Source organism: Rhodobacter capsulatus (genome assembly GCF_005144475.1).
Lineage (GTDB): Bacteria > Pseudomonadota > Alphaproteobacteria > Rhodobacterales > Rhodobacteraceae > Rhodobacter > Rhodobacter capsulatus_C.
Genome location: NZ_SWJZ01000001.1, coordinates 1 through 17,629, shown reverse-complemented (window position 1 = coordinate 17,629; position 17,629 = coordinate 1). Strand labels below are relative to the sequence as shown.

Annotated in this window: 15 protein-coding genes; 10 read left to right on the top strand and 5 right to left on the bottom strand. The window is 67.4% G+C overall.

Features of this window, described 5'->3' with window-relative positions; translation table 11 throughout:
* Both FBT96_RS21140 and parC read right to left on the bottom strand, forming a co-directional pair.
* On the bottom strand, positions 1-86 hold an 86-nt coding region (locus FBT96_RS21140), incomplete at its 3' end, for a GTP-binding protein (RefSeq protein ID WP_211643483.1).
* Between the two features lie 253 nt (positions 87-339).
* Positions 340-2,598 (bottom strand): DNA topoisomerase IV subunit A, encoded by a 2,259-nt coding sequence (parC, locus tag FBT96_RS00070; protein ID WP_136904374.1) that lies wholly within the window; start codon positions 2,596-2,598, stop codon positions 340-342.
* A 108-nt stretch (positions 2,599-2,706) separates the two neighbouring features.
* Between parC and FBT96_RS00065 the strand changes: the two genes are divergently transcribed.
* The 3 genes from FBT96_RS00065 to FBT96_RS00055 all read left to right on the top strand — a co-directional run bounded on the left by FBT96_RS00065 (position 2,707) and on the right by FBT96_RS00055 (position 5,386).
* Positions 2,707-3,546 carry an SDR family NAD(P)-dependent oxidoreductase gene (locus FBT96_RS00065; RefSeq protein WP_136904373.1) on the top strand — a complete coding sequence of 280 codons (840 nt, stop codon included), beginning with the start codon at positions 2,707-2,709 and terminating at the stop codon, positions 3,544-3,546.
* A 155-nt stretch (positions 3,547-3,701) separates the two neighbouring features.
* The gene (locus FBT96_RS00060; RefSeq protein WP_055210528.1) at positions 3,702-4,460 is read left to right on the top strand and encodes an electron transfer flavoprotein subunit beta/FixA family protein; all 759 of its coding nucleotides are present in this window, start codon (positions 3,702-3,704) and stop codon (positions 4,458-4,460) included.
* On the top strand, positions 4,460-5,386 hold the full coding sequence (locus FBT96_RS00055) for an electron transfer flavoprotein subunit alpha/FixB family protein (protein WP_136904372.1): 927 nt from the start codon (positions 4,460-4,462) through the stop codon (positions 5,384-5,386). Before FBT96_RS00060 ends, FBT96_RS00055 begins: the two co-directional genes overlap by 1 nt.
* Before the next feature lie 77 nt (positions 5,387-5,463).
* Here FBT96_RS00055 and FBT96_RS00050 read toward each other — a convergent pair whose 3' ends face one another.
* A complete protein-coding gene (locus FBT96_RS00050; protein ID WP_136904371.1) occupies positions 5,464-6,285 on the bottom strand; it encodes a DUF6473 family protein in 822 nt (273 codons plus the stop codon).
* Positions 6,286-6,459: 174 nt separating this feature from the next.
* On the opposite strand from FBT96_RS00050, the gene FBT96_RS00045 reads away from it, so the two are divergent.
* The 4 genes from FBT96_RS00045 to FBT96_RS00030 are packed head-to-tail and all read left to right on the top strand — an operon-like array spanning position 6,460 to position 12,705.
* Positions 6,460-7,335 carry a 3-hydroxybutyryl-CoA dehydrogenase gene (locus FBT96_RS00045; RefSeq protein WP_055210522.1) on the top strand — a complete coding sequence of 292 codons (876 nt, stop codon included), beginning with the start codon at positions 6,460-6,462 and terminating at the stop codon, positions 7,333-7,335.
* Positions 7,336-7,383: 48 nt separating this feature from the next.
* Positions 7,384-7,944, top strand: coding sequence for an ImuA family protein (locus FBT96_RS00040; RefSeq protein WP_136904370.1), 561 nt, complete (start codon positions 7,384-7,386; stop codon positions 7,942-7,944).
* Complete coding sequence (locus FBT96_RS00035; RefSeq protein WP_136904369.1) at positions 7,886-9,358, top strand: Y-family DNA polymerase; 1,473 nt, start codon at positions 7,886-7,888, stop codon at positions 9,356-9,358. The genes FBT96_RS00040 and FBT96_RS00035 overlap by 59 nt, the downstream gene beginning before the upstream one ends.
* A complete protein-coding gene (locus FBT96_RS00030) occupies positions 9,355-12,705 on the top strand; it encodes an error-prone DNA polymerase (protein WP_136904368.1) in 3,351 nt (1,116 codons plus the stop codon). The genes FBT96_RS00035 and FBT96_RS00030 overlap by 4 nt, the downstream gene beginning before the upstream one ends.
* Before the next feature lie 18 nt (positions 12,706-12,723).
* On the opposite strand, the gene FBT96_RS00025 is transcribed toward FBT96_RS00030, so the two are convergent.
* Both FBT96_RS00025 and FBT96_RS00020 read right to left on the bottom strand, forming a co-directional pair.
* On the bottom strand, positions 12,724-13,149 hold the full coding sequence (locus tag FBT96_RS00025) for a hypothetical protein (RefSeq protein ID WP_136904367.1): 426 nt from the start codon (positions 13,147-13,149) through the stop codon (positions 12,724-12,726).
* Between the two features lie 68 nt (positions 13,150-13,217).
* Positions 13,218-14,711: an alkaline phosphatase gene (locus FBT96_RS00020; protein WP_136904366.1), complete on the bottom strand. Its 1,494-nt coding sequence runs from the start codon at positions 14,709-14,711 to the stop codon at positions 13,218-13,220.
* A gap of 277 nt (positions 14,712-14,988) precedes the next feature.
* Here FBT96_RS00020 and FBT96_RS00015 point away from each other — a divergent pair, with 277 nt between their 5' ends.
* From FBT96_RS00015 to FBT96_RS00005, 3 genes are all read left to right on the top strand, one after another.
* On the top strand, positions 14,989-15,678 hold the full coding sequence (locus FBT96_RS00015) for an ABC transporter ATP-binding protein (protein WP_169583083.1): 690 nt from the start codon (positions 14,989-14,991) through the stop codon (positions 15,676-15,678).
* Positions 15,671-16,981 (top strand): ABC transporter permease, encoded by a 1,311-nt coding sequence (locus FBT96_RS00010; protein WP_136904364.1) that lies wholly within the window; start codon positions 15,671-15,673, stop codon positions 16,979-16,981. Before FBT96_RS00015 ends, FBT96_RS00010 begins: the two co-directional genes overlap by 8 nt.
* A 139-nt stretch (positions 16,982-17,120) precedes the next feature.
* On the top strand, positions 17,121-17,615 hold the full coding sequence (locus FBT96_RS00005; RefSeq protein WP_136904363.1) for a DUF2076 domain-containing protein: 495 nt from the start codon (positions 17,121-17,123) through the stop codon (positions 17,613-17,615).
* Positions 17,616-17,629: the final 14 nt, after the last annotated feature.

The following is a 17,629-nucleotide window of genomic DNA, read 5'->3' as shown; positions in this document are numbered from 1 at the left end:
GTCAGCGTCGTCTTGCCGTGGTCCACGTGGCCGATCGTGCCGATGTTCACGTGCGGCTTGTTCCGTTCAAACTTTGCCTTTGCCATTTCGGGCGCCTCTGGTTCGGGGGCCGCCGTCGGCCCAGTGAATATGGCGCGTTCCCTATTGCCGAAACGGGGAAAAATCAAGCCCGCTTCGCGCAAGGCCGCTTGCCACGGCGGTGCCCGTCCCCGAAACGACACGTCCGGGGGCCGCCTTGCTTTTCCTTGGCAAAATACGCCGGGGGTGCGGGGGCGGAGCCCCCGCGCGGGTCGGGCGCGACAGCGCCCGAAACCTCGCCAGGGGAAGCGCCCACCCCCGTCAGGGGAAGCGGTTGTCGCGCGGGAAGCCGCGTGGCGCCATCCGCCCGGCGCTCGCCCGCTTGCCCAGCCATTCCGACAGATCCGCCTCGGTCCGCGTCCGCCCGGCCGGGTCCTTCCAGCTCAGCCCCTCCGCCAGGCGGAAGGTGATCGCATCCGACAGCCCGCCATCCTTGAACTTCTGCAGCCGCACGCCCTTGCCCCGCGCCATCTCGGGCAGCTCCTCCAGCGGGAAGACCAAGAGCTTGCGGTTCTCGCCGACACAGGCCACCGCATCGCCCGAAGCCGCCCGGCACACCCGCGTGCGCACGCCGTCGCTCATGTTCAGCACCTGCTTGCCGGTCCGGGTCGAGGCGATCAGCTCCTCGGCGGGCGCGATGAACCCATCGCCCTCCGACGAGGCCAGCAGGTATTTCTCACCCGGTTTCGGCACCAGAACATGGGTCACCTCGACCTCGTTCGGCATCTCGAGCATCAGCCGCACCGGCTCGCCCATGCCGCGCCCGCCGGGCAGGTTGGCGCCCAGAAGCGTCCAGGCCCGCCCGTTCGAGCCCATCAGCACGATCCGGTCCGTCGTCTCGGCATGGAGCGCAAAGGCCTGACCGTCGCCGTCCTTGAACTTCACCTCGGCGTCGAGCGGCTGATGCCCCTTCATCGCCCGCATCCAGCCCATCTTCGACAGGATCACGGTGATCGGCTCGCGCTCGATCATCGCCTCGATCGGCACTTCCTCGACCTCGCCCGCCTCGGCGAAATCGGTCCGCCGCGCGCCGACCTTCGTCGCCTTGCCCCAGGTCTTGCGCAGATCCTCCAGCTCCGAGGAAATCTGCGCCCATTGCGCGACCTCGGACGCCAGAAGCGCCTCCAGCCCCGCGCGTTCCTTCAGCAGCTCATCGCGCTCGGCGCGCAACTCCATTTCCTCAAGCCGCCGCAAGCTGCGCAGCCGCATGTTCAGGATCGCCTCGGCCTGCACCTCGGTCAGATGCACGACCGCCCCCGCCTCGGCCGCCCAGTTCTCGGCCATCAAAGCCGCTTTCGGGTCGTCCTCGGTGCGGATGATCTCGATCACCCGATCCAGGTTCAAAAAGGCGATGATATAGCCTTCGAGCACCTCGAGCCGGTTCGCGATCTTCTCCAGCCGGTGCCGGGACCGCCGACACAGAACCTCGCGGCGGTGATCCAGAAACGCCCGCAGCACCTCTTTCAACGAGCAGACCTTGGGCACCCGCCCGTCGATCAGCACGTTCATGTTCAGGCTGAAGCGCACCTCAAGCTCGGAATTGCGAAACAGCATCCCCATCAGCTGCGCCGGTTCGACCGTCCGCGCCCGCGGTTCCAGCACGATCCGCACATCCTCGGCGCTCTCATCGCGCACATCGGCCAGCGCGGGGACCTTCTTCGTCTCGATCAGCTCGGCCAGCCGCTCGATCAGCTTGGCCTTTTGCACCTGATAGGGGATCTCGGTGACGACGATCTGCCATTGCCCCCGCCCCAGATCCTCCAGCGCCCAGCGCGCCCGCAGCCGGAACGCGCCGCGCCCGGTGCGATAGGCCTCAAGGATATTCGCCTTGGGTTCGACGATCACGCCCCCGGTCGGAAAATCCGGCCCGGGAATCAGATCGACAAGCCGGGCCTCCTCGATCGCCGGATCGGCGATCATCGCCAGACAGCCATCGACAAGTTCATCCAGGTTGTGCGGCGGCACGTTCGTCGCCATGCCGACGGCAATGCCCGAGGCGCCATTCGCCAGCAGGTTCGGGAAGGCCGCGGGCAGCACGACGGGCTCGGTCAGCGTGCCGTCATAGTTCGGGCGGAAATCCACCGAATCCTCGGCCAGACCCTCCAGAAGCGCCTCGGCGGGCGACGCCAGACGCGCCTCGGTATAGCGGCTTGCCGCCGGGCCGTCGCCGTCGATGTTGCCGTAGTTGCCCTGCCCGTCCACCAGCGGGTAGCGCATGGCGAAATCCTGCGCGAGCCGCGCCATCGCATCATAGATCGCGGCATCGCCATGCGGGTGATAGTTCCCCATCACGTCGCCCGAAATCTTCGCCGATTTCCGGAAGCCGCCGGTCGAGGTCAGCTTCAACTCCCGCATCGCATAAAGGATGCGCCGGTGCACCGGCTTCAGCCCGTCGCGCGCATCGGGCAGCGCCCGGTGCATGATCGTCGAGAGCGCATAGGTCAGGTAACGCTCGCCGATCGCCCGCGAAAGCGGTTCGGCATGGGTTGCGGAATTCGGGGTTTCGTCGTCGCTGCTCATGGTCGCGGTGTAATTCGGGACCGGCCCCCGGTCCAGCAGAAACACCGGCCAAAGCCGTTGTCGCGTGACCGGGCTTCGCCTATCTGGAACGAAACACGGGGGATGACGATGGCGAAGACGATCCTGATCACCGGCTGCTCTTCGGGCATCGGTTATGACGCGGCGCATGGGCTGCAAAAGGCGGGCTGGAAGGTGCTGGCCACCTGTCGGCGCGAGGAAGATTGCGCCCGGCTGCGCGCCGAGGGGCTGATCTCCTTTCCGCTCGATCTCTCCGACCCGGCCTCGATCGAAGCGGGCTTCAACGAGGCCTTGGCGCGGGCGAACGGGCGGCTTGACGCGCTTTACAACAACGCGGCCTATGGCTGCCCCGGCGCGGCCGAGGATCTGCCGCCGGGCGCGCTTCGCGAAATCTTTGAAACCAACCTTTTCGGCCTGCATGACCTGACCATCCGCGCGATCAAGGTGATGCGCGCTTATGGCGAGAATGGCGAGGGCCGGATCATCCAATGTTCCTCGGTTCTTGGCCTTGTCGGCATCCGCTGGCGCGGCGCCTATGTCGCCACCAAATTCGCGCTGGAAGGCCTGACCGAGGTGATGCGCCGCGAGATGCGCGACACCGGCATTCACATCATCACGCTGAACCCCGGCCCGATCCCGACGAAGATCCGGGTGAACTCGATCCCGCATTTCGAGAAATGGATCGACTGGAAGGCCTCGGCCCGGCGCGACCAATATGAAACCTCGCTCTTGAAGCGGCTCTACGCGCCCTCGGGCAAGCCCGACATGTTCGAGCTGCCCTGTTCGGCGGTGACGGAGCAGATCCTGCGCGCCCTGACCGACCCGAAACCGAAGTCGCATTACTATGTGACGAAGGCGACCTGGCTTGCCGCGATCGCGCGGCGGATTCTGCCGCTGCGGGCGCAGGACTGGATGTTTTCCAAGGCCTGAGTCGATTTCGCCCACAAGCTTTCGCGACGTGACGTAGCGACACCATCCGGCGTCGTTTTTCATCTGTCTTTTGCTGCGGTCGCATTGTAACAAAATTTCCGATGCAAGAATCCGCCCCCTCGGGGGCGCCTTCGAAACCTAGGGAGACACCGCCGATGAAGGTCCTCGTGCCTGTGAAGCGCGTGATCGACTACAACGTGAAAGTCCGTGTGAAGGCGGATGGCAGCGGGGTCGATCTTGCGAACGTGAAAATGTCGATGAACCCCTTCGACGAGATCGCCGTCGAAGAGGCGATCCGGCTGAAGGAAAAAGGTGCCGCGACAGAGATCGTCGTGGTGTCCGTGGGCGTGAAACAGGCGCAGGAAACCCTGCGCACGGCGCTGGCCATGGGGGCGGATCGCGCCATTCTGGTCGTCGCCGCCGAGGACGTGCATACCGACATCGAGCCGCTCGCCGTCGCGAAGATCATCGCCAAGGTCGCCGCCGAGGAACAGCCGGGCCTGATCATCACCGGCAAGCAGGCGATCGACAATGACATGAACGCGACCGGCCAGATGGTCGCGGCACTTCTGGGCTGGGCGCAGGCGTCCTTCGCCTCGGCGGTCGAGATCGCGGGCGATGCGGCCAAGGTGACGCGCGAAGTCGATGGCGGCCTGCAGACGATCGAGGTCAAGCTTCCGGCCGTGATCACCGCCGATTTGCGGTTGAACGAGCCGCGCTATGCCTCGCTGCCGAACATCATGAAGGCGAAGAAAAAGGAACTGGCCGAGAAGACCGCCGCCGATTACGGCGTCGATGTCTCGCCGCGCCTGACCGTGGTGAAGACCGCGGAACCGGCGGGCCGTGCCGCCGGGATCAAGGTCGGTTCGGTCGACGAGCTGATCGGCAAACTCAAGGACGCGGGGGTGATCTGATGGCTGTTCTTCTGCTTGCTGATGTGAACGGCGGTCAACTGGCCACCGATTCCGTTGCGAAAACCCTTTCGGCCGTGAAATCGCTGGGCGAGGTGCATGTGCTGGTGGCCGGCGCCGGGGCGGAAGCTGCCGCCGCCGAGGCCGCGACGCTTGACGGCGTGTCGAAAGTGCTGCTGGCCGGTGCGACTGACTACAGCCACGGCATGGCCGAAGCCACCGCCGCGCTGATCGTCGGTCTGGCCCCGGGCTATGCCCATGTCGCCGCCGCCTCGACCGCCGCGGCGAAGAACGTGCTGCCGCGCGTCGCAGCCCTTCTTGACGTGATGATGATCACCGACATCATCGCCGTCGTCGATGCCGACACATTCGAACGTCCGATCTATGCGGGCAACGCGATCCAGACGGTGAAATCGGCCGACAAGATCAAGGTCTTCACCGTCCGCACCGCGACCTTCGGCGCCGTCGGCGCCACCGGCTCCGCCGCGGTCGAGACGATCTCGGGCGAAACCGCCACGGGTCTTTCGACCTGGGTCGAAGACAAGGTGGCGGCCTCGGACCGTCCGGAGCTGACCTCGGCGAAGATCGTCGTCTCGGGCGGTCGCGGCGTCGGCAGCCAGGCCGATTTCGCGCTGATCGAGAAACTGGCCGACAAGTTCGGCGCCGCCGTCGGCGCCTCGCGCGCCGCTGTCGACAGCGGCTTTGCGCCGAACGACTGGCAGGTGGGTCAGACCGGCAAGGTCGTCGCCCCCGAGCTTTACGTCGCCATCGGCATCTCGGGCGCGATCCAGCACCTTGCGGGGATGAAGGATTCGAAAATCATCGTCGCGATCAACAAGGACGAAGAGGCGCCGATCTTCCAGGTCGCCGATTTCGGTCTGGTCGCCGATCTCTTCACCGCCGTGCCGGAACTGGCCGAGAAGCTCTGATCCCCCGGATCACGCAACAAGCACGCAACAGAAAGCCCCGCCACTGGCGGGGCTTTTTCCTTGCCGCAAGCGCGCGGTTACAGGAACTTCCGCACCACGGGCGCGAGCGCCTCGGCGATTTCCTGATGCACGAGCGGCCCCGGCATCGTCTGCGCCGCCGGTTCTTCCATCGGGCCGAAATGCATCCCCACCGTGCCGGTGGAGCGCGAGGTCGTCGAAGGCTGCACCTTGACCAGCCCCTGCGCCAGCGGCGCGATTTCATCCACCATCGCCTGCGTCACCAGAAGCGGCTCGGCGCCCAGCGGATCGGAACTCAGCGGATCGCGGTAATCGCCCAGCCACAACAAAAGCTTCGGCCCCGGCACCTTTTCCAGAAGCGCCCGCATCCGCGCCACCCAGGCCGCGCGCAGTTCGGCCACCAGCGTGTCGAACCGGTCCGGCGCATAGGCCTGCAGCGTGCTCAGCATGTGGCGGGTAAAGTTGAATTCGGTGAAATCGACATCGTTGAACACCGCCCGCATCAGGTTCGAGGCGCGCAGGAAGCGGTCGTTGCGACGCGGATGCACCGCATAGAAGCGGTTCGACATGTTCGGCGCGCCCAGCAGCTGGATGATCGAGAGCGTGGTCGATTTCGTCGCCTCGGGCAGCTGCGGCTCGCTGTGGAACACGTCGATCCCGGCATTCAGATAGCCGAAGTTCACCACCGGATATTCGAGCCGATCCTCGAGCAGCAGCGGCCAGGGCTCGGCCACGAACTTGCCATAGGTTTCGCTTCCCCCCATCGCCGCGACGAAGGGCCGTGTCAGATCGCGCCGGGGGCCCCGGAACAGAAGCTTCGACTTGCCATATCGGCATGGAAAATAGTCAAGGGCACCGCTGCCCGTGTATTCGAAGGCCATTCATCCCACCTTGTGTATTTCGACTCACCCACAAGAAGAATGAACCGGAAAGCCTTGCCAAAGAGCTAAAGAGAAAATTGACACAATCGGGTTATGTCGGCTTCCGGGGCATTCGCGCTTGCCGCGGTGCAGCACCGGGCTTAGACTTGCACGAAGTCGAACAAAGGACCAGAAATGACGATCTTGACCGTGGGTGTCGTGGGCGCCGGACAGATGGGCAACGGCATCGCCCATGTCTTTGCCCTGTCGGGCTATGACGTGCTGCTCAACGACGTGGCCCCCGAAAGCCTCGACCGGGCCCTCGGGATGATCGGCAAGAATCTCGACCGTCAGGTGCACCGGGGCAAGATCTCCCTCGAGGAGCGCGCGGCGGCGCTGGGGCGGATCCGCACGACGCTGACGATTGCCGATCTGGGCCAGACCGACCTGATCATCGAGGCGGCGACGGAACGCGAAACCGTCAAGCAGGCGATCTTCGACAGCCTGCTTCCGCATCTGAAACCGGAAACGATTCTGGCCACCAACACCTCGTCGATCTCGATCACCCGGCTGGCTTCGCGCACGGACCGGCCGGAGAAATTCATCGGCGTGCATTTCATGAACCCGGTGCCGGTGATGCAGCTGGTGGAGCTGATCCGCGGCATCGCCACGGGCGAAGAAACCTACCGCACGCTTCTGGGCGTGATCGAGCGGCTGGGCAAGACCCCCGCCTCGGCCGAGGATTTCCCGGCCTTCATCGTCAACCGCATCCTGATCCCGATGATCAACGAGGCGGTCTACACGCTTTACGAAGGCGTGGGCAATGTGCAGTCGATCGACATGGCGATGAAGCTTGGCGCGAACCATCCGATGGGGCCGCTGGAACTGGCCGATTTCATCGGGCTGGATACGTGCCTCGCGATCATGAACGTGCTTTATGACGGGCTGGCCGACACGAAATATCGGCCCTGCCCGCTGCTGACGAAATATGTCGAGGCCGGATGGCTCGGGCGCAAGACCGGCCGGGGCTTTTACGATTACCGCGGCGAAACCCCGGTGCCGACGCGCTAGGCCGCGCGCCCGGTTGGAAAGGGCGGGGTTTCGCGTTACCCTGCCCGCATGTCCCGCGCTGATCTTCCCTGTTTCCCGCTGCGTCCGGGCCGCGTCCACGAGGTCTGCGGCCCCTCCGCCCCGGTCTTTGCCGCCTGCGCTGCCGCCAGCCTGCAAGGCCCGGTGCTCTGGCTGCGCGAGGCCTGGCTGACCGAGACCCTCAACCCCCTGGGGCTTTTGCCCTTTCTTGATCCCGCCCGGGTGCTTCTGGCGCGCCCGCCCAACCAGATCGACAGCCTTGCGCTCGCCGAAGAAGCGCTGAAAGACGGCAGCCTTGCGCTTGTCGTGCTGGAGATCACCCGCCCGCTTGATCTGCGCGAGGGGCGGCGGCTGCAGCTGGCCGCGGGGGCGGGGGCCACGACGGGGCTGTGCCTGATCCCCGAAGGCATGGGCTCGAATGCGGCCGAAACGCGCTGGCGGGCCACGCCGATCTTTGATGCGACGGGCACGGACTCGACTCCGATGCGGTGGGAAATTATAAAGAACAAAATGGGAACATTGGGCGCGTGGAATGTTTGCTGGAACGCAAAGGCGCATCGTCTCGATCTGGTTTCCCCGGCTGGCGAGTGACCGGGCCCTGCGCGCATGCCCGGTCGAGGGCCCCTTCGCGCTGGTGCAACGGCTGGGCAATGCCGAAACGCTCTTTTGCCTGAACGCCGAAGCCGAAGCCGCCGGTCTTTTTCGCGGCATGCGGATGGCCGATGCCCGCAGCTTCTGCCCCGGGCTGGTCAGCCGCCCGGCCCGTCCCGATCTCGACGCCCGGTTTCTGGCCGGGCTGCGGCGCTGGGCGGAGCGTTATTGTCCCTGGGTCGGGCTTGAAGGGCAGGACGGTCTGGTGCTCGATGTCACCGGCGCGGCGCATCTGTGGGGCGGCGAGGGGGCGATGTGCGCCGATATCCGGGCGCGGCTGGAACGGGCGGGGCTGGCGGCGCTGCTTGGCCGCGGGGAAAGCCGCGGCGCCGCCTGGGCGCGGGCGCATTTCGGCGATCAGGCGCCCGAGGCCCCCGAACCCGATCTGCTCGCCCTGCCCGTCGCGGCGCTGCGGCTCGATCCCGACACGGTCACCGGGCTGCAACGGCTGGGGCTGCGCCGCATCGGCGATCTGGCCGCCAGCCCGCGCGCGCCGCTTTCCCGCCGCTTCGGCCCCGATCTGCTGACCCGGCTCGATCAGGCGCTCGGCCACAGCCCCGAGCCCGTCACCCCCGCGACCGAGCCGCCGCGATTCGCCACCCGGATGACCCTGCCCGAGCCGATCGGGCTGGAAAGCGACGTGATGGCGGGGCTGACCCGGCTGCTGACGCCGCTTTGCGACAAGCTGGCCGCGCATCAGGCCGGGGCCAGGCAGCTGCTGCTGACGCTGCGCCGCGTCGATCAGGCCAGCCAGCAGGTCGAATTGCGCCTGGCCGCACCGATGCGCGACCCCGCCCGGATCCTGCCGCTCTTCGCCCGCGGTCTGGCCGGGGTCGATGCGGGCTTCGGGATCGATCAGCTGCGGCTCGAGGCCACCCGGGTCGAGCCGCTCGCCCCCGCGCAGCTGGGCACGACCCCGGCCGCCAGCCCCGACCGGCTGGCCGATCTGCTCACCCGGCTGGGCACGCGGATCGGGCTTGAAAACATCCTGCGCTTCCTGCCCGCCGAAAGTCACATCCCCGAACGCGGCTTCCTGCTTGCCCCCGCCGCCTTCAGCCCCGCGCAAGGCGGGTTTCACAGCCCCCGCCCGCGCCCCCTGCGGCTCTTTCCGCCCGAGCCGATCACCGCGACCGGCCCCACCCCGCCCGCAAGGTTCCGCTGGCGGGCCATGCCGCTCAGCACCGCCCGCGCCACCGGACCGGAACGGATCACCCCCGAATGGTGGCTGGAAGACGAGAGCTGGCGGCACGGGCTGCGCGATTACTGGCGGGTGGAGACCGCCGAGGGCCGCAGGCTTTGGTTGTTCTTCACGCCGCAAACCCCCGGCTGGTTCGTGCAGGGCGAATTCGCATGAACCTTCTTCTTGGTCCCAATACGCAAAATTCCACCGCTTATGCCGAACTCTGCGTGACCTCGAATTTCACCTTCCTCACCGGCGCCTCGCACCCCGAGGAGCTGGTGGCGCGCGCCGCCGAACTCGGGCTGGCGGCACTGGCGATCACCGACCGCAATTCGCTGGCCGGGGTGGTGCGGGCGTTTTCAGCGCTGAAGACCCTGCGGCAGGAGACCGAGGCTTTGCGCATCCGCTCGGCCAGCCGAACCGACCCGTCCTCGCGCCAAAGCCTCGAGCCCGCCGCGCCCCTGCCCCGGCCCGAAACCCCGGATCTGCCGCGGCTGATCATCGGCACGCGGCTTTGCCTGCGCGATTGCGCGACCGAGTTTCTGGCCCTGCCCACCGACCGGCTGGCCTATGAGCGGCTCTCGCAGCTTCTGACCCTTGGCAAACGCCGGGCGGGCAAGGGCGACTGCGCCCTGAGCCTGGACGATCTGGCCGCGGGCGGCGCCGGGATGATCCTGATCGCGCTGCCGCCGCCCGCGCTTTCCGCCGCGCTGGCGCCCTTGCAGCGGCTGCAACGGCAGTTCCCCGGCCATGTCTTTCTGGGCGCCGCGCCGCGTTATGACGGCACCGATCAGGCCTGGTTTCGCGGCTGTGCCGATCTGGCCTTGCGGGCCTCGACGCCGATGGTGGCGGTGGGCGACGTGCTGATGCACCGCGCCGCCCGCCGCCCCTTGGCCGATGTGCTGACCTGCCTGCGCGAGGGGGTGACGATCGACGCCATCGGCACCCGGGCGCTCCCCAATGCCGAGCGCCGCCTGAAAGGCCCGGCCGAGATGGCGCGGCTCTTTCGTCACCACCCCGCCGCGATCCGCCGCACGCTGGAGATTGCCGCGCGTTGCGCCTTTGATCTTTCGGAACTGAGCTACGATTACCCCGGCGAGGATGACACGGAACCGCCGCAGGCCCGGCTGGAGCGCCTTGCCCGCGCAGGCCTGGCCCGGCGCTACCCGCAGGGCGCGTCCGAGCGGGTGCATCAGCTGCTGGCCAAGGAACTCGGCCTGGTCGGGGAACTGGGCTATGCGCCCTATTTCCTGACCGTGCAGGACATCGTGCAATTCGCCCGATCGCGCGGCATCCTGTGTCAGGGCCGCGGCTCGGCCGCCAATTCCATCCTGTGCTATCTGCTTGGGATCACGGATGTTTCCCCCGACATGATCGGCATGGTGTTCGAGCGTTTCATCTCGCGCCATCGCGGTGAGCCGCCCGATATCGACGTCGATTTCGAACATGAACGCCGCGAAGAGGTGATCCAGTGGATCTATGAAAAATACGGCCGCGACCGCGCCGGGCTCTGCGCCACGGTGATCCATTTCCGCACCCGCGCCGCGATCCGCGAGGTGGGCAAGGTGATGGGCCTGTCCGCCGATGTGACAGCGGCGCTTTCGGGGCAGATCTGGGGGATGTCGAACCGCGGCGCCGATCCGGCGCGGCTGCGCGAGATCGGCCTGAACCCCGAGGACCGGCGGCTGGCGCTGACGATCCGGCTGATCGCCGAGATCATCGGCTTTCCCCGGCATCTGAGCCAACATGTCGGCGGTTTCGTCATCACCCGCGGGCGGCTCGATGCGCTCTGCCCGATCGCAAACGCCGCGATGGAGGGGCGCACCTGCATCGAATGGGACAAGGACGACATCGACGCCTTGGGCATTCTCAAGGTCGATGTGCTCAGCCTTGGGATGCTGACCTGCCTGCGCAAAAGCTTCGATCTGCTGGACCGCCACAAGGGGCTGCGGCTGGATCTGGCCAAGGTGCCACAGGAAGACCCCGCCACCTATGCGATGCTGACGCGCGCCGATGCGGTGGGGGTGTTTCAGGTCGAAAGCCGGGCGCAGATGAATTTCCTGCCCCGCATGAAGCCTGCGACTTTCTACGATCTGGTGATCGAGGTGGCGATCGTCCGACCGGGGCCAATTCAGGGCGGCATGGTGAAACCCTATATCCGCCGCCGTCAGGGGCTGGAGGCGCCCGAGCCCTTCGGCCCCGCGCTGGCCGCCGTTACCGCGAAAACGCTCGGCGTGCCGCTGTTTCAGGAACAGGCGATGCAGATTGCCGTCGTCGGCGCGGGCTATAGCGCGGAAGAGGCCGATCAGCTGCGCCGATCCCTCGCCTCGTTCCGGCGCATGGGCACGATCGGCGCGCATCGCGACCGCTTCGTTTCCGGCATGACCGAGCGCGGCTATCCGCAGGCGGTGGCCGAGGCCTGCTTCGCCCAGATCGAGGGTTTTGCCGATTACGGTTTTCCCGAAAGCCATGCCGCGGCCTTCGCGATGCTGACCTATGTCTCGTCCTGGCTGAAATGCCACCACCCCGAGGTCTTCGCCTGCGCACTGCTCAATTCCCAGCCGATGGGCTTTTACGCCCCGGCGCAGATCGTGCGCGACGTGCGCGAGCATGGGGTAGAGGTGCGGCCCATTTGCGTGAACCGTTCCGATTGGGACAATGCGCTGGAGCGGCGGGCCGACGGGCGGCTGGCGCTGCGGCTGGGCTTTCGGCAGATCAAGGGCTTTCGCGCCGAGGATGCGGGCTGGATCGTCGCCGCGCGCGGCAATGGCTACCCGGATGTCGAAAGCCTGTGGCTGCGCGCGGGGCTCTTGCCCGCCGTTCTGGAACGTCTGGCCGAGGCCGATGCCTTTGCCGGGCTTGGCCTGACGCGGCGCGATGCGCTTTGGGCGGTGCGTGCGATCCGGGCGCCGAAGCCCCTGCCCCTTTTCGCCAATCCGCTGGATGGCGAGGGCGGCATCGAGCCCGCCGTGACCCTGCCGCCGATGCATCTGGGCGAGGAGGTGGTCGAGGATTACATCGCCCTGCGCCTGACCCTGCGCGCCCATCCGATGGAGCTGTTGCGCCCCGGCCTGCCCGGTCTGACCTGCCACGACCGGCTGGTGACGGCGCCGCCGGGGCGGACCAGCGTCTGCGGCCTTGTGATCACCCGCCAGCGCCCCGGCACCGCCTCGGGGGTGATCTTCCTGACCCTCGAAGATGAAACCGGCGTCGCGAATATCGTGGTCTGGCCCAAGGTTTACGAGCGTTTCCGCCGCGCCGTCATGGGCGGGCGGCTCTTGCGCGTCACCGGGCGTCTGGAACGCGAGGGGATCGTGGTGCATCTGATCGCCGAGCGGATCGAGGATCTGTCGCCGCGGCTTTCGGACCTTGGCCACCCGCTTGACGGCGCCATCGGCCAGACCCGGCCCGAGGCCGACGATGCCCCCCGATCCGGTCCCCGTCCCGCCCGGCAGCCGCCGCGCGCGCAGCATCCGCGCGAACAGGCCAAGCGGCTCTTTCCCAGCCGGGATTTCCACTGACCCGCCGTGACGGGCCGGTCAGACCCGCCGGAACGTCGCCTCGCGCAGGCGGACCTTGGAATAAAAGCCCAGCTCCGGGTCGGTGGCATCGCCCAGCTCCAGCCGCCCCTCGACAAGGATCGGCACGTTGAAGGGTTCGACCTCGACGATCCGTCTAGCATAGACGGCCAGGATGTCATCGGGCCAGGGCATGCCGGGTTCGCAGAACGGACAGACCGCCATCGGCCGGTTCGTCAGCACGAAGAAGACCGAATTCGCCTTCAGCGGCGGCGCCATGAAGCCCTGCACCACAAGCCGCTGGCCCTGCCGCGCCAGCGCCAGATCGGAAAAGCTCAGATCCTTGTTGTAAAGATCGCGCAGCCGGATCGGGTCTTCGGCCCGCAGCGGCAAGGCCGGGGCCAGGATCAGCGCGGGGGCAAGGGCAAGAAACTGGCGGCGGTGCATCGGCAAACCTGTCAATGGAAACGGAAACAGGCCCCGGGGTTCCGGGGCCTGCAAGCCTGATCAACGGATCATTCGGGCTTCACGGCGTGGTTCATCACGTGGAAGATCACGTTCTGCTCGATCACGCCGCCGAAGAGATGCGCCCAGGGGCCACGGGCATAGACCGCCACATCCTCGCCGGAATGGGTTTCGGACTGCATCGGCACCAAAGCCTGCTGGATGTAATCCTTGTCGGTCGCCTGTTCCTCGGTCACCTCGGGCCGCGCGCCCGAGAAGCTGCCGTCGGCCTGTTTCACCAGCACCGAGCCGACGCCGTTCAGATAGCCCGCCACGGTGAAGGGCTTGCCGTCATCGGCCAGGTTCGGCTTGCCGGTATGGGTCACGCCCTGCTCGTTTTCCTCCATGCACAGGCCGAGGATGTTCGAGCCGCGACCGCAATAACCGTTGAAGCTGATCGCATGTTCATGATCGGCGGTGACGATGATCAGCGTCTCTTCCGGGTTCGTCATCTTCATCGCCACGGCGATCGCGTCGGCAAAGGCCTTGCCATCGGTGACGGTGCGGTAAAGGTTGCCATCGTGGTTGGCATGATCGACCCGGCCGCCCTCGATGTTCAGATAAAATCCGTTCTCGTTCGTCGAGAGCGTCTTGATCGCCGCCTCGGTCATTTCCGCCAGCGAGGGCTCGCCGGTGCGGTCGGTCTCGTATTTCATGTGGCTCGATTCAAAGAGCCCCAGCACCGGCGCCTTGCCACTCAGGTCGAGCGCGGTGAAGTCGTCTTCGCCGAAGACCACCTCGGCGCCCAGCGCCTTGGCCTCGGCGACCAGATCGCGGCCATCGGTGCGCTTGCCGTCCTTGCCCTCGACATCCTTGACGTCCTTGGGCAGGAAATGCGCCCGGCCGCCGCCCATGGCGACATCGATCACCCCCGCCTTGATCTGGTCGATCAGCTGCGCGGCGATGTCCTTTTGCGTGCAGCCCTCGGGCATCTTCGACGGATCTTCCCAATCGCGGTCGACGGTGCGGGCATAGACCGCCGCCGGGGTGGCATGGGTGATCCGCGCGGTCGAGAGCACGCCGACCGACTTGCCCATGCCCGACACGATCTCGGCAAAGGTCCGGGTGCCTGCCGTCGCCCCCGCGGCGCAATCGCCGACATTGACGGTATCAAGCACGTTGATCATGCCGTTCTTCGTCTTGATGCCCGAATTCATCGCGGCCGCGGTCGGCGCCGAATCCGGGGTCTGGCCGTTCGCGGAATAGGTCTTCACCAGCGCCACATGCGGGAAGGTCTCCTGCGGCTGCACGTAATCGTCGCCCAGCCCCCCGGCCTGCTGCCCCGAGAACAGCCGGATCGCATAGTTCGTGCCCACGCCATTGCCGTCGGCGGTGAACAGGATCACGTTCTTCGCGGTCTTGGTGATCGGCGCCACGGCCATGCGTTCGGCGATCGTGGCTTGCCCGGCCTTGAACCAGTCACTTTGCGCCTGCGGCAGATCCTCGGCCAGGGCGGCGACCGAGGTGGCAAGGCAAAGCGCGGTGGAAAGAAGAAGACGAGTCATCGGATGTCCCTGCTTTGGTGGCTGTTTCGGCCCGGACCCTAGGTCCGCCGCGCGACACATTTGCGACAGCACCCGCCGCGCAGGGATTTTTCTGCGCGGCAAGTCGCTGAAATGGTTATGATATATCATTGCGCCGCAGAAATCCGGCGGCACGGGCCGCGGGCCACATGAAACTGTTACATTGCCGCCGTCTTAAGGGCGCAATCCCGGTCGCAGCGGAGCCCCAGATGTGCCGACAGACCCTTTGCAACGGCTTGCCCGCCCCCGGACGGGGGCCATGACGATGCGCGGACTCGATCTGCAGGTCGAGGGCCTGCGGCTGTGCGGCGAAGGCGGGCGGCAGTTGCTGCAGATCCCGCGGCTGCAGATCGCGGCGGGATCGGCGGTGGTGCTGCGCGGCCCTTCGGGGGCGGGGAAATCGACGCTGCTGCATGTTCTGGCCGGGTTGATCGCGCCGCAGGCGGGGCGGGTGCTTTGGGGCGGCACTGACATTGCCGCGCTGCGCGACGGCCCGCGGGCGGCGTTTCGGCGGGCGCGGGTCGGGCTCGTGTTTCAGGATCCGCTGCTGTTCGAGGAGTTGTCGGCGCCCGACAATGCGGCGCTGACCGCGCTTTATGCACCCGCCGCGGCGCGGGGCGAGATTGCGGCCCGCGGCCGCGCGGCCCTGGCGCGGTTGGGGCTGGACACGGCCGACCGGCGGGCCTCGGCCAGCTATTCAGGCGGCGAGCGGCAGCGCATCGCCGTGGCCCGGGCCCTTGCCGGCGATCCGGCGGTGCTGCTGGCCGATGAACCGACGGCAAGCCTTGATCGCGCCAATGCCGACCGGCTCTCGGCCGATCTGATCGCGCTGGCGCGCGAGGCCGGGCGGACGCTGATCGTCGCCAGCCATGATCCGGCGCTGATGGCGCTGGCCGACCGGGTGATCGATCTGCGCGACGGGGTGATTGCGGGGGAAAAGCATGGCTGATCTGTGGCAGAGCCTGCCGAACGCGGTGCAGGACAGCCTGATGGCTCTGGCGCTGCTCGCCCCGGCGGCGTTTCTGGGCGGGGTCATCCTGCACGGCTACCGGCTGGGGCCGCTGCTGCGCGGGCTGATCTTGCGGCAGATCTGGACCAGCGCGATTTTCACCGCGCTGATCGCGGTGTCGGTGGCGCTGGGGGTCGGGCTGATCGCGCAGGAACGCGGGCTGCGGCAGGGCACGGCGCAGGCGGCGGCGAAATTCGATCTGGTGATCGCGGCGCCGGGCAGCGAGGTCACCGCGATGCTGGCGGCGGTCTATCTGCAGCCCTCGGACATGGCGCTGATCGACGGGCCGACCTTTGCCGCCATCGCCGATCACCCCGAGGTGGCGCTGGCCGCGCCGATCGGCTTTGGCGACAGCTGGAACGGCCTGCCCACGGTCGGCACGACGCCGCAATTCGTCGATCATCTGGCCGGGGATCTGGCCGAAGGCGTGATCTTCAAGACATCGACCGAGGCGGTGGTGGGCGCCCGGGTGCCGCTGCCGCTCGGCGCCACCTTCACCCCCGAACATGGCCTTGGCCATGATGCCGAGGAGGACGCGCACGAGGGGTACCACTATCGCGTCGTCGGGCGGATGCCGCTGACCGGCACGCCCTGGGACCGCGCGCTTCTGGTGCCGATCGAATCGGTCTGGTCGCTGCATGGCATGGGCTCGGGCCATGCGCCGGATTGGGATGGCGCGCCCGGCGCCCGCTTCGACCCCGCCGCCTTTCCGGGCACGCCCGCGGCGCTGGTGCGGGCGAAAAGCCTCGCCGCCACCTATGCGCTGCAGGCCGAGTTCAGCACCGACCGCACGATGGCCTTCTTTCCGGGCACGATTCTGGCGCGGCTGCATGCGCTGATGGGGGATGTCCGGCAGGTGATGTCGGTGCTGGCGCTGCTGACGCAGGCGCTGGTGACGGCGGGGGTTCTGGCCGGGCTGATGCTGCTGGCGCGGCTGCTGGCGCGCAGGCTGGCGCTGTTGCGCGGTCTTGGGGCGCCGCCGCGGTTCATCTTCGCGCTGATCTGGTCTTATGCGATGACGCTGATCGGGCTTGGCACGGCGCTGGGGCTGGGTCTTGGCATCGCGGCGACGGCGACGATTTCCGCCGCGATCACCGCCCGCACCGATATTCTGCTGCACTCTGCCCTTGGCTGGCCGGAACTGCATCTGGCGGCCGCTTTCCTCAGCGGCGCGGCGGTGATGGCGCTGATCCCGGCCGTGTTCACCCTGACCCGCCCGATCCTCGCCGATCTGCGCGGCTGACCCACGGGCCGCGGCGGCGGAAACATCTTCGTGATCACCCCCACCCTCGCAACGGGCAGGGGGCGTCCCCATTTCGGGGCCGATCCCGTCCGGGGAAACGGCCCCGGACCGGCCAGCCAGATCGACAGAGGAGACGAGAATGGACACCAACGACCGTCAGGCCATCGCCGGCCTTTTCGAAAAGCTGACGCAGGTCGAACGGCAGATGCCCGCCCGCGATGCCGAGGCGGAACGCCTGATCGGCGAGGCGATCGCCCGTCAGCCCGGCGCGCCCTATTACATGGCGCAGACGGTGGTGGTGCAGGAACACGCGCTGAACGCGGCCGAGGCGCGGATCGCCGCGCTGGAAGCCGATCTGGCCGAGGCCCGGAAAGCACCGCAGGGCGGCGGGTTCTTCTCGGGGCTGTTTGGCGGCGGGGCGCCGCGGCGGTCGGCGCCGATCGGTCAGCCGATGCCGCAGGGCGCACCGGGCGGGTTCCTGGCCGGGGCGGCGCAAACGGCGATGGGGGTGGCGGGCGGCATGCTGCTGGCCAATGCCGTCGCGGGGATGTTCGCGGGCGAAGCGCAGGCGGGCGAGCCCGAAGCGGAGCCCGAGATGGAAGATCCGGGCTTCGACGACAGCGGCGAGTGGTAAGCCGCCCCCCCCCC

Excerpts from the sequence above, each read along its gene's own strand:
- FBT96_RS00010 (WP_136904364.1), top strand. The coding sequence starts at position 15,671 with ATGGCTGATCTGTGGCAGAGCCTGCCGAACGCGGTGCAGGACAGCCTG.
- FBT96_RS00035 (WP_136904369.1), top strand. The coding sequence starts at position 7,886 with ATGTTTGCTGGAACGCAAAGGCGCATCGTCTCGATCTGGTTTCCCCGG.
- FBT96_RS00060 (WP_055210528.1), top strand. The coding sequence starts at position 3,702 with ATGAAGGTCCTCGTGCCTGTGAAGCGCGTGATCGACTACAACGTGAAA.
- FBT96_RS00015 (WP_169583083.1), top strand. The coding sequence starts at position 14,989 with ATGACGATGCGCGGACTCGATCTGCAGGTCGAGGGCCTGCGGCTGTGC.
- parC (WP_136904374.1), bottom strand. The coding sequence starts at position 2,598 with ATGAGCAGCGACGACGAAACCCCGAATTCCGCAACCCATGCCGAACCG.
- FBT96_RS00030 (WP_136904368.1), top strand. The coding sequence starts at position 9,355 with ATGAACCTTCTTCTTGGTCCCAATACGCAAAATTCCACCGCTTATGCC.
- FBT96_RS00050 (WP_136904371.1), bottom strand. The coding sequence starts at position 6,285 with ATGGCCTTCGAATACACGGGCAGCGGTGCCCTTGACTATTTTCCATGC.
- FBT96_RS00065 (WP_136904373.1), top strand. The coding sequence starts at position 2,707 with ATGGCGAAGACGATCCTGATCACCGGCTGCTCTTCGGGCATCGGTTAT.
- FBT96_RS00025 (WP_136904367.1), bottom strand. The coding sequence starts at position 13,149 with ATGCACCGCCGCCAGTTTCTTGCCCTTGCCCCCGCGCTGATCCTGGCC.
- FBT96_RS00055 (WP_136904372.1), top strand. The coding sequence starts at position 4,460 with ATGGCTGTTCTTCTGCTTGCTGATGTGAACGGCGGTCAACTGGCCACC.
- FBT96_RS00020 (WP_136904366.1), bottom strand. The coding sequence starts at position 14,711 with ATGACTCGTCTTCTTCTTTCCACCGCGCTTTGCCTTGCCACCTCGGTC.
- FBT96_RS00040 (WP_136904370.1), top strand. The coding sequence starts at position 7,384 with ATGTCCCGCGCTGATCTTCCCTGTTTCCCGCTGCGTCCGGGCCGCGTC.
- FBT96_RS00005 (WP_136904363.1), top strand. The coding sequence starts at position 17,121 with ATGGACACCAACGACCGTCAGGCCATCGCCGGCCTTTTCGAAAAGCTG.
- FBT96_RS00045 (WP_055210522.1), top strand. The coding sequence starts at position 6,460 with ATGACGATCTTGACCGTGGGTGTCGTGGGCGCCGGACAGATGGGCAAC.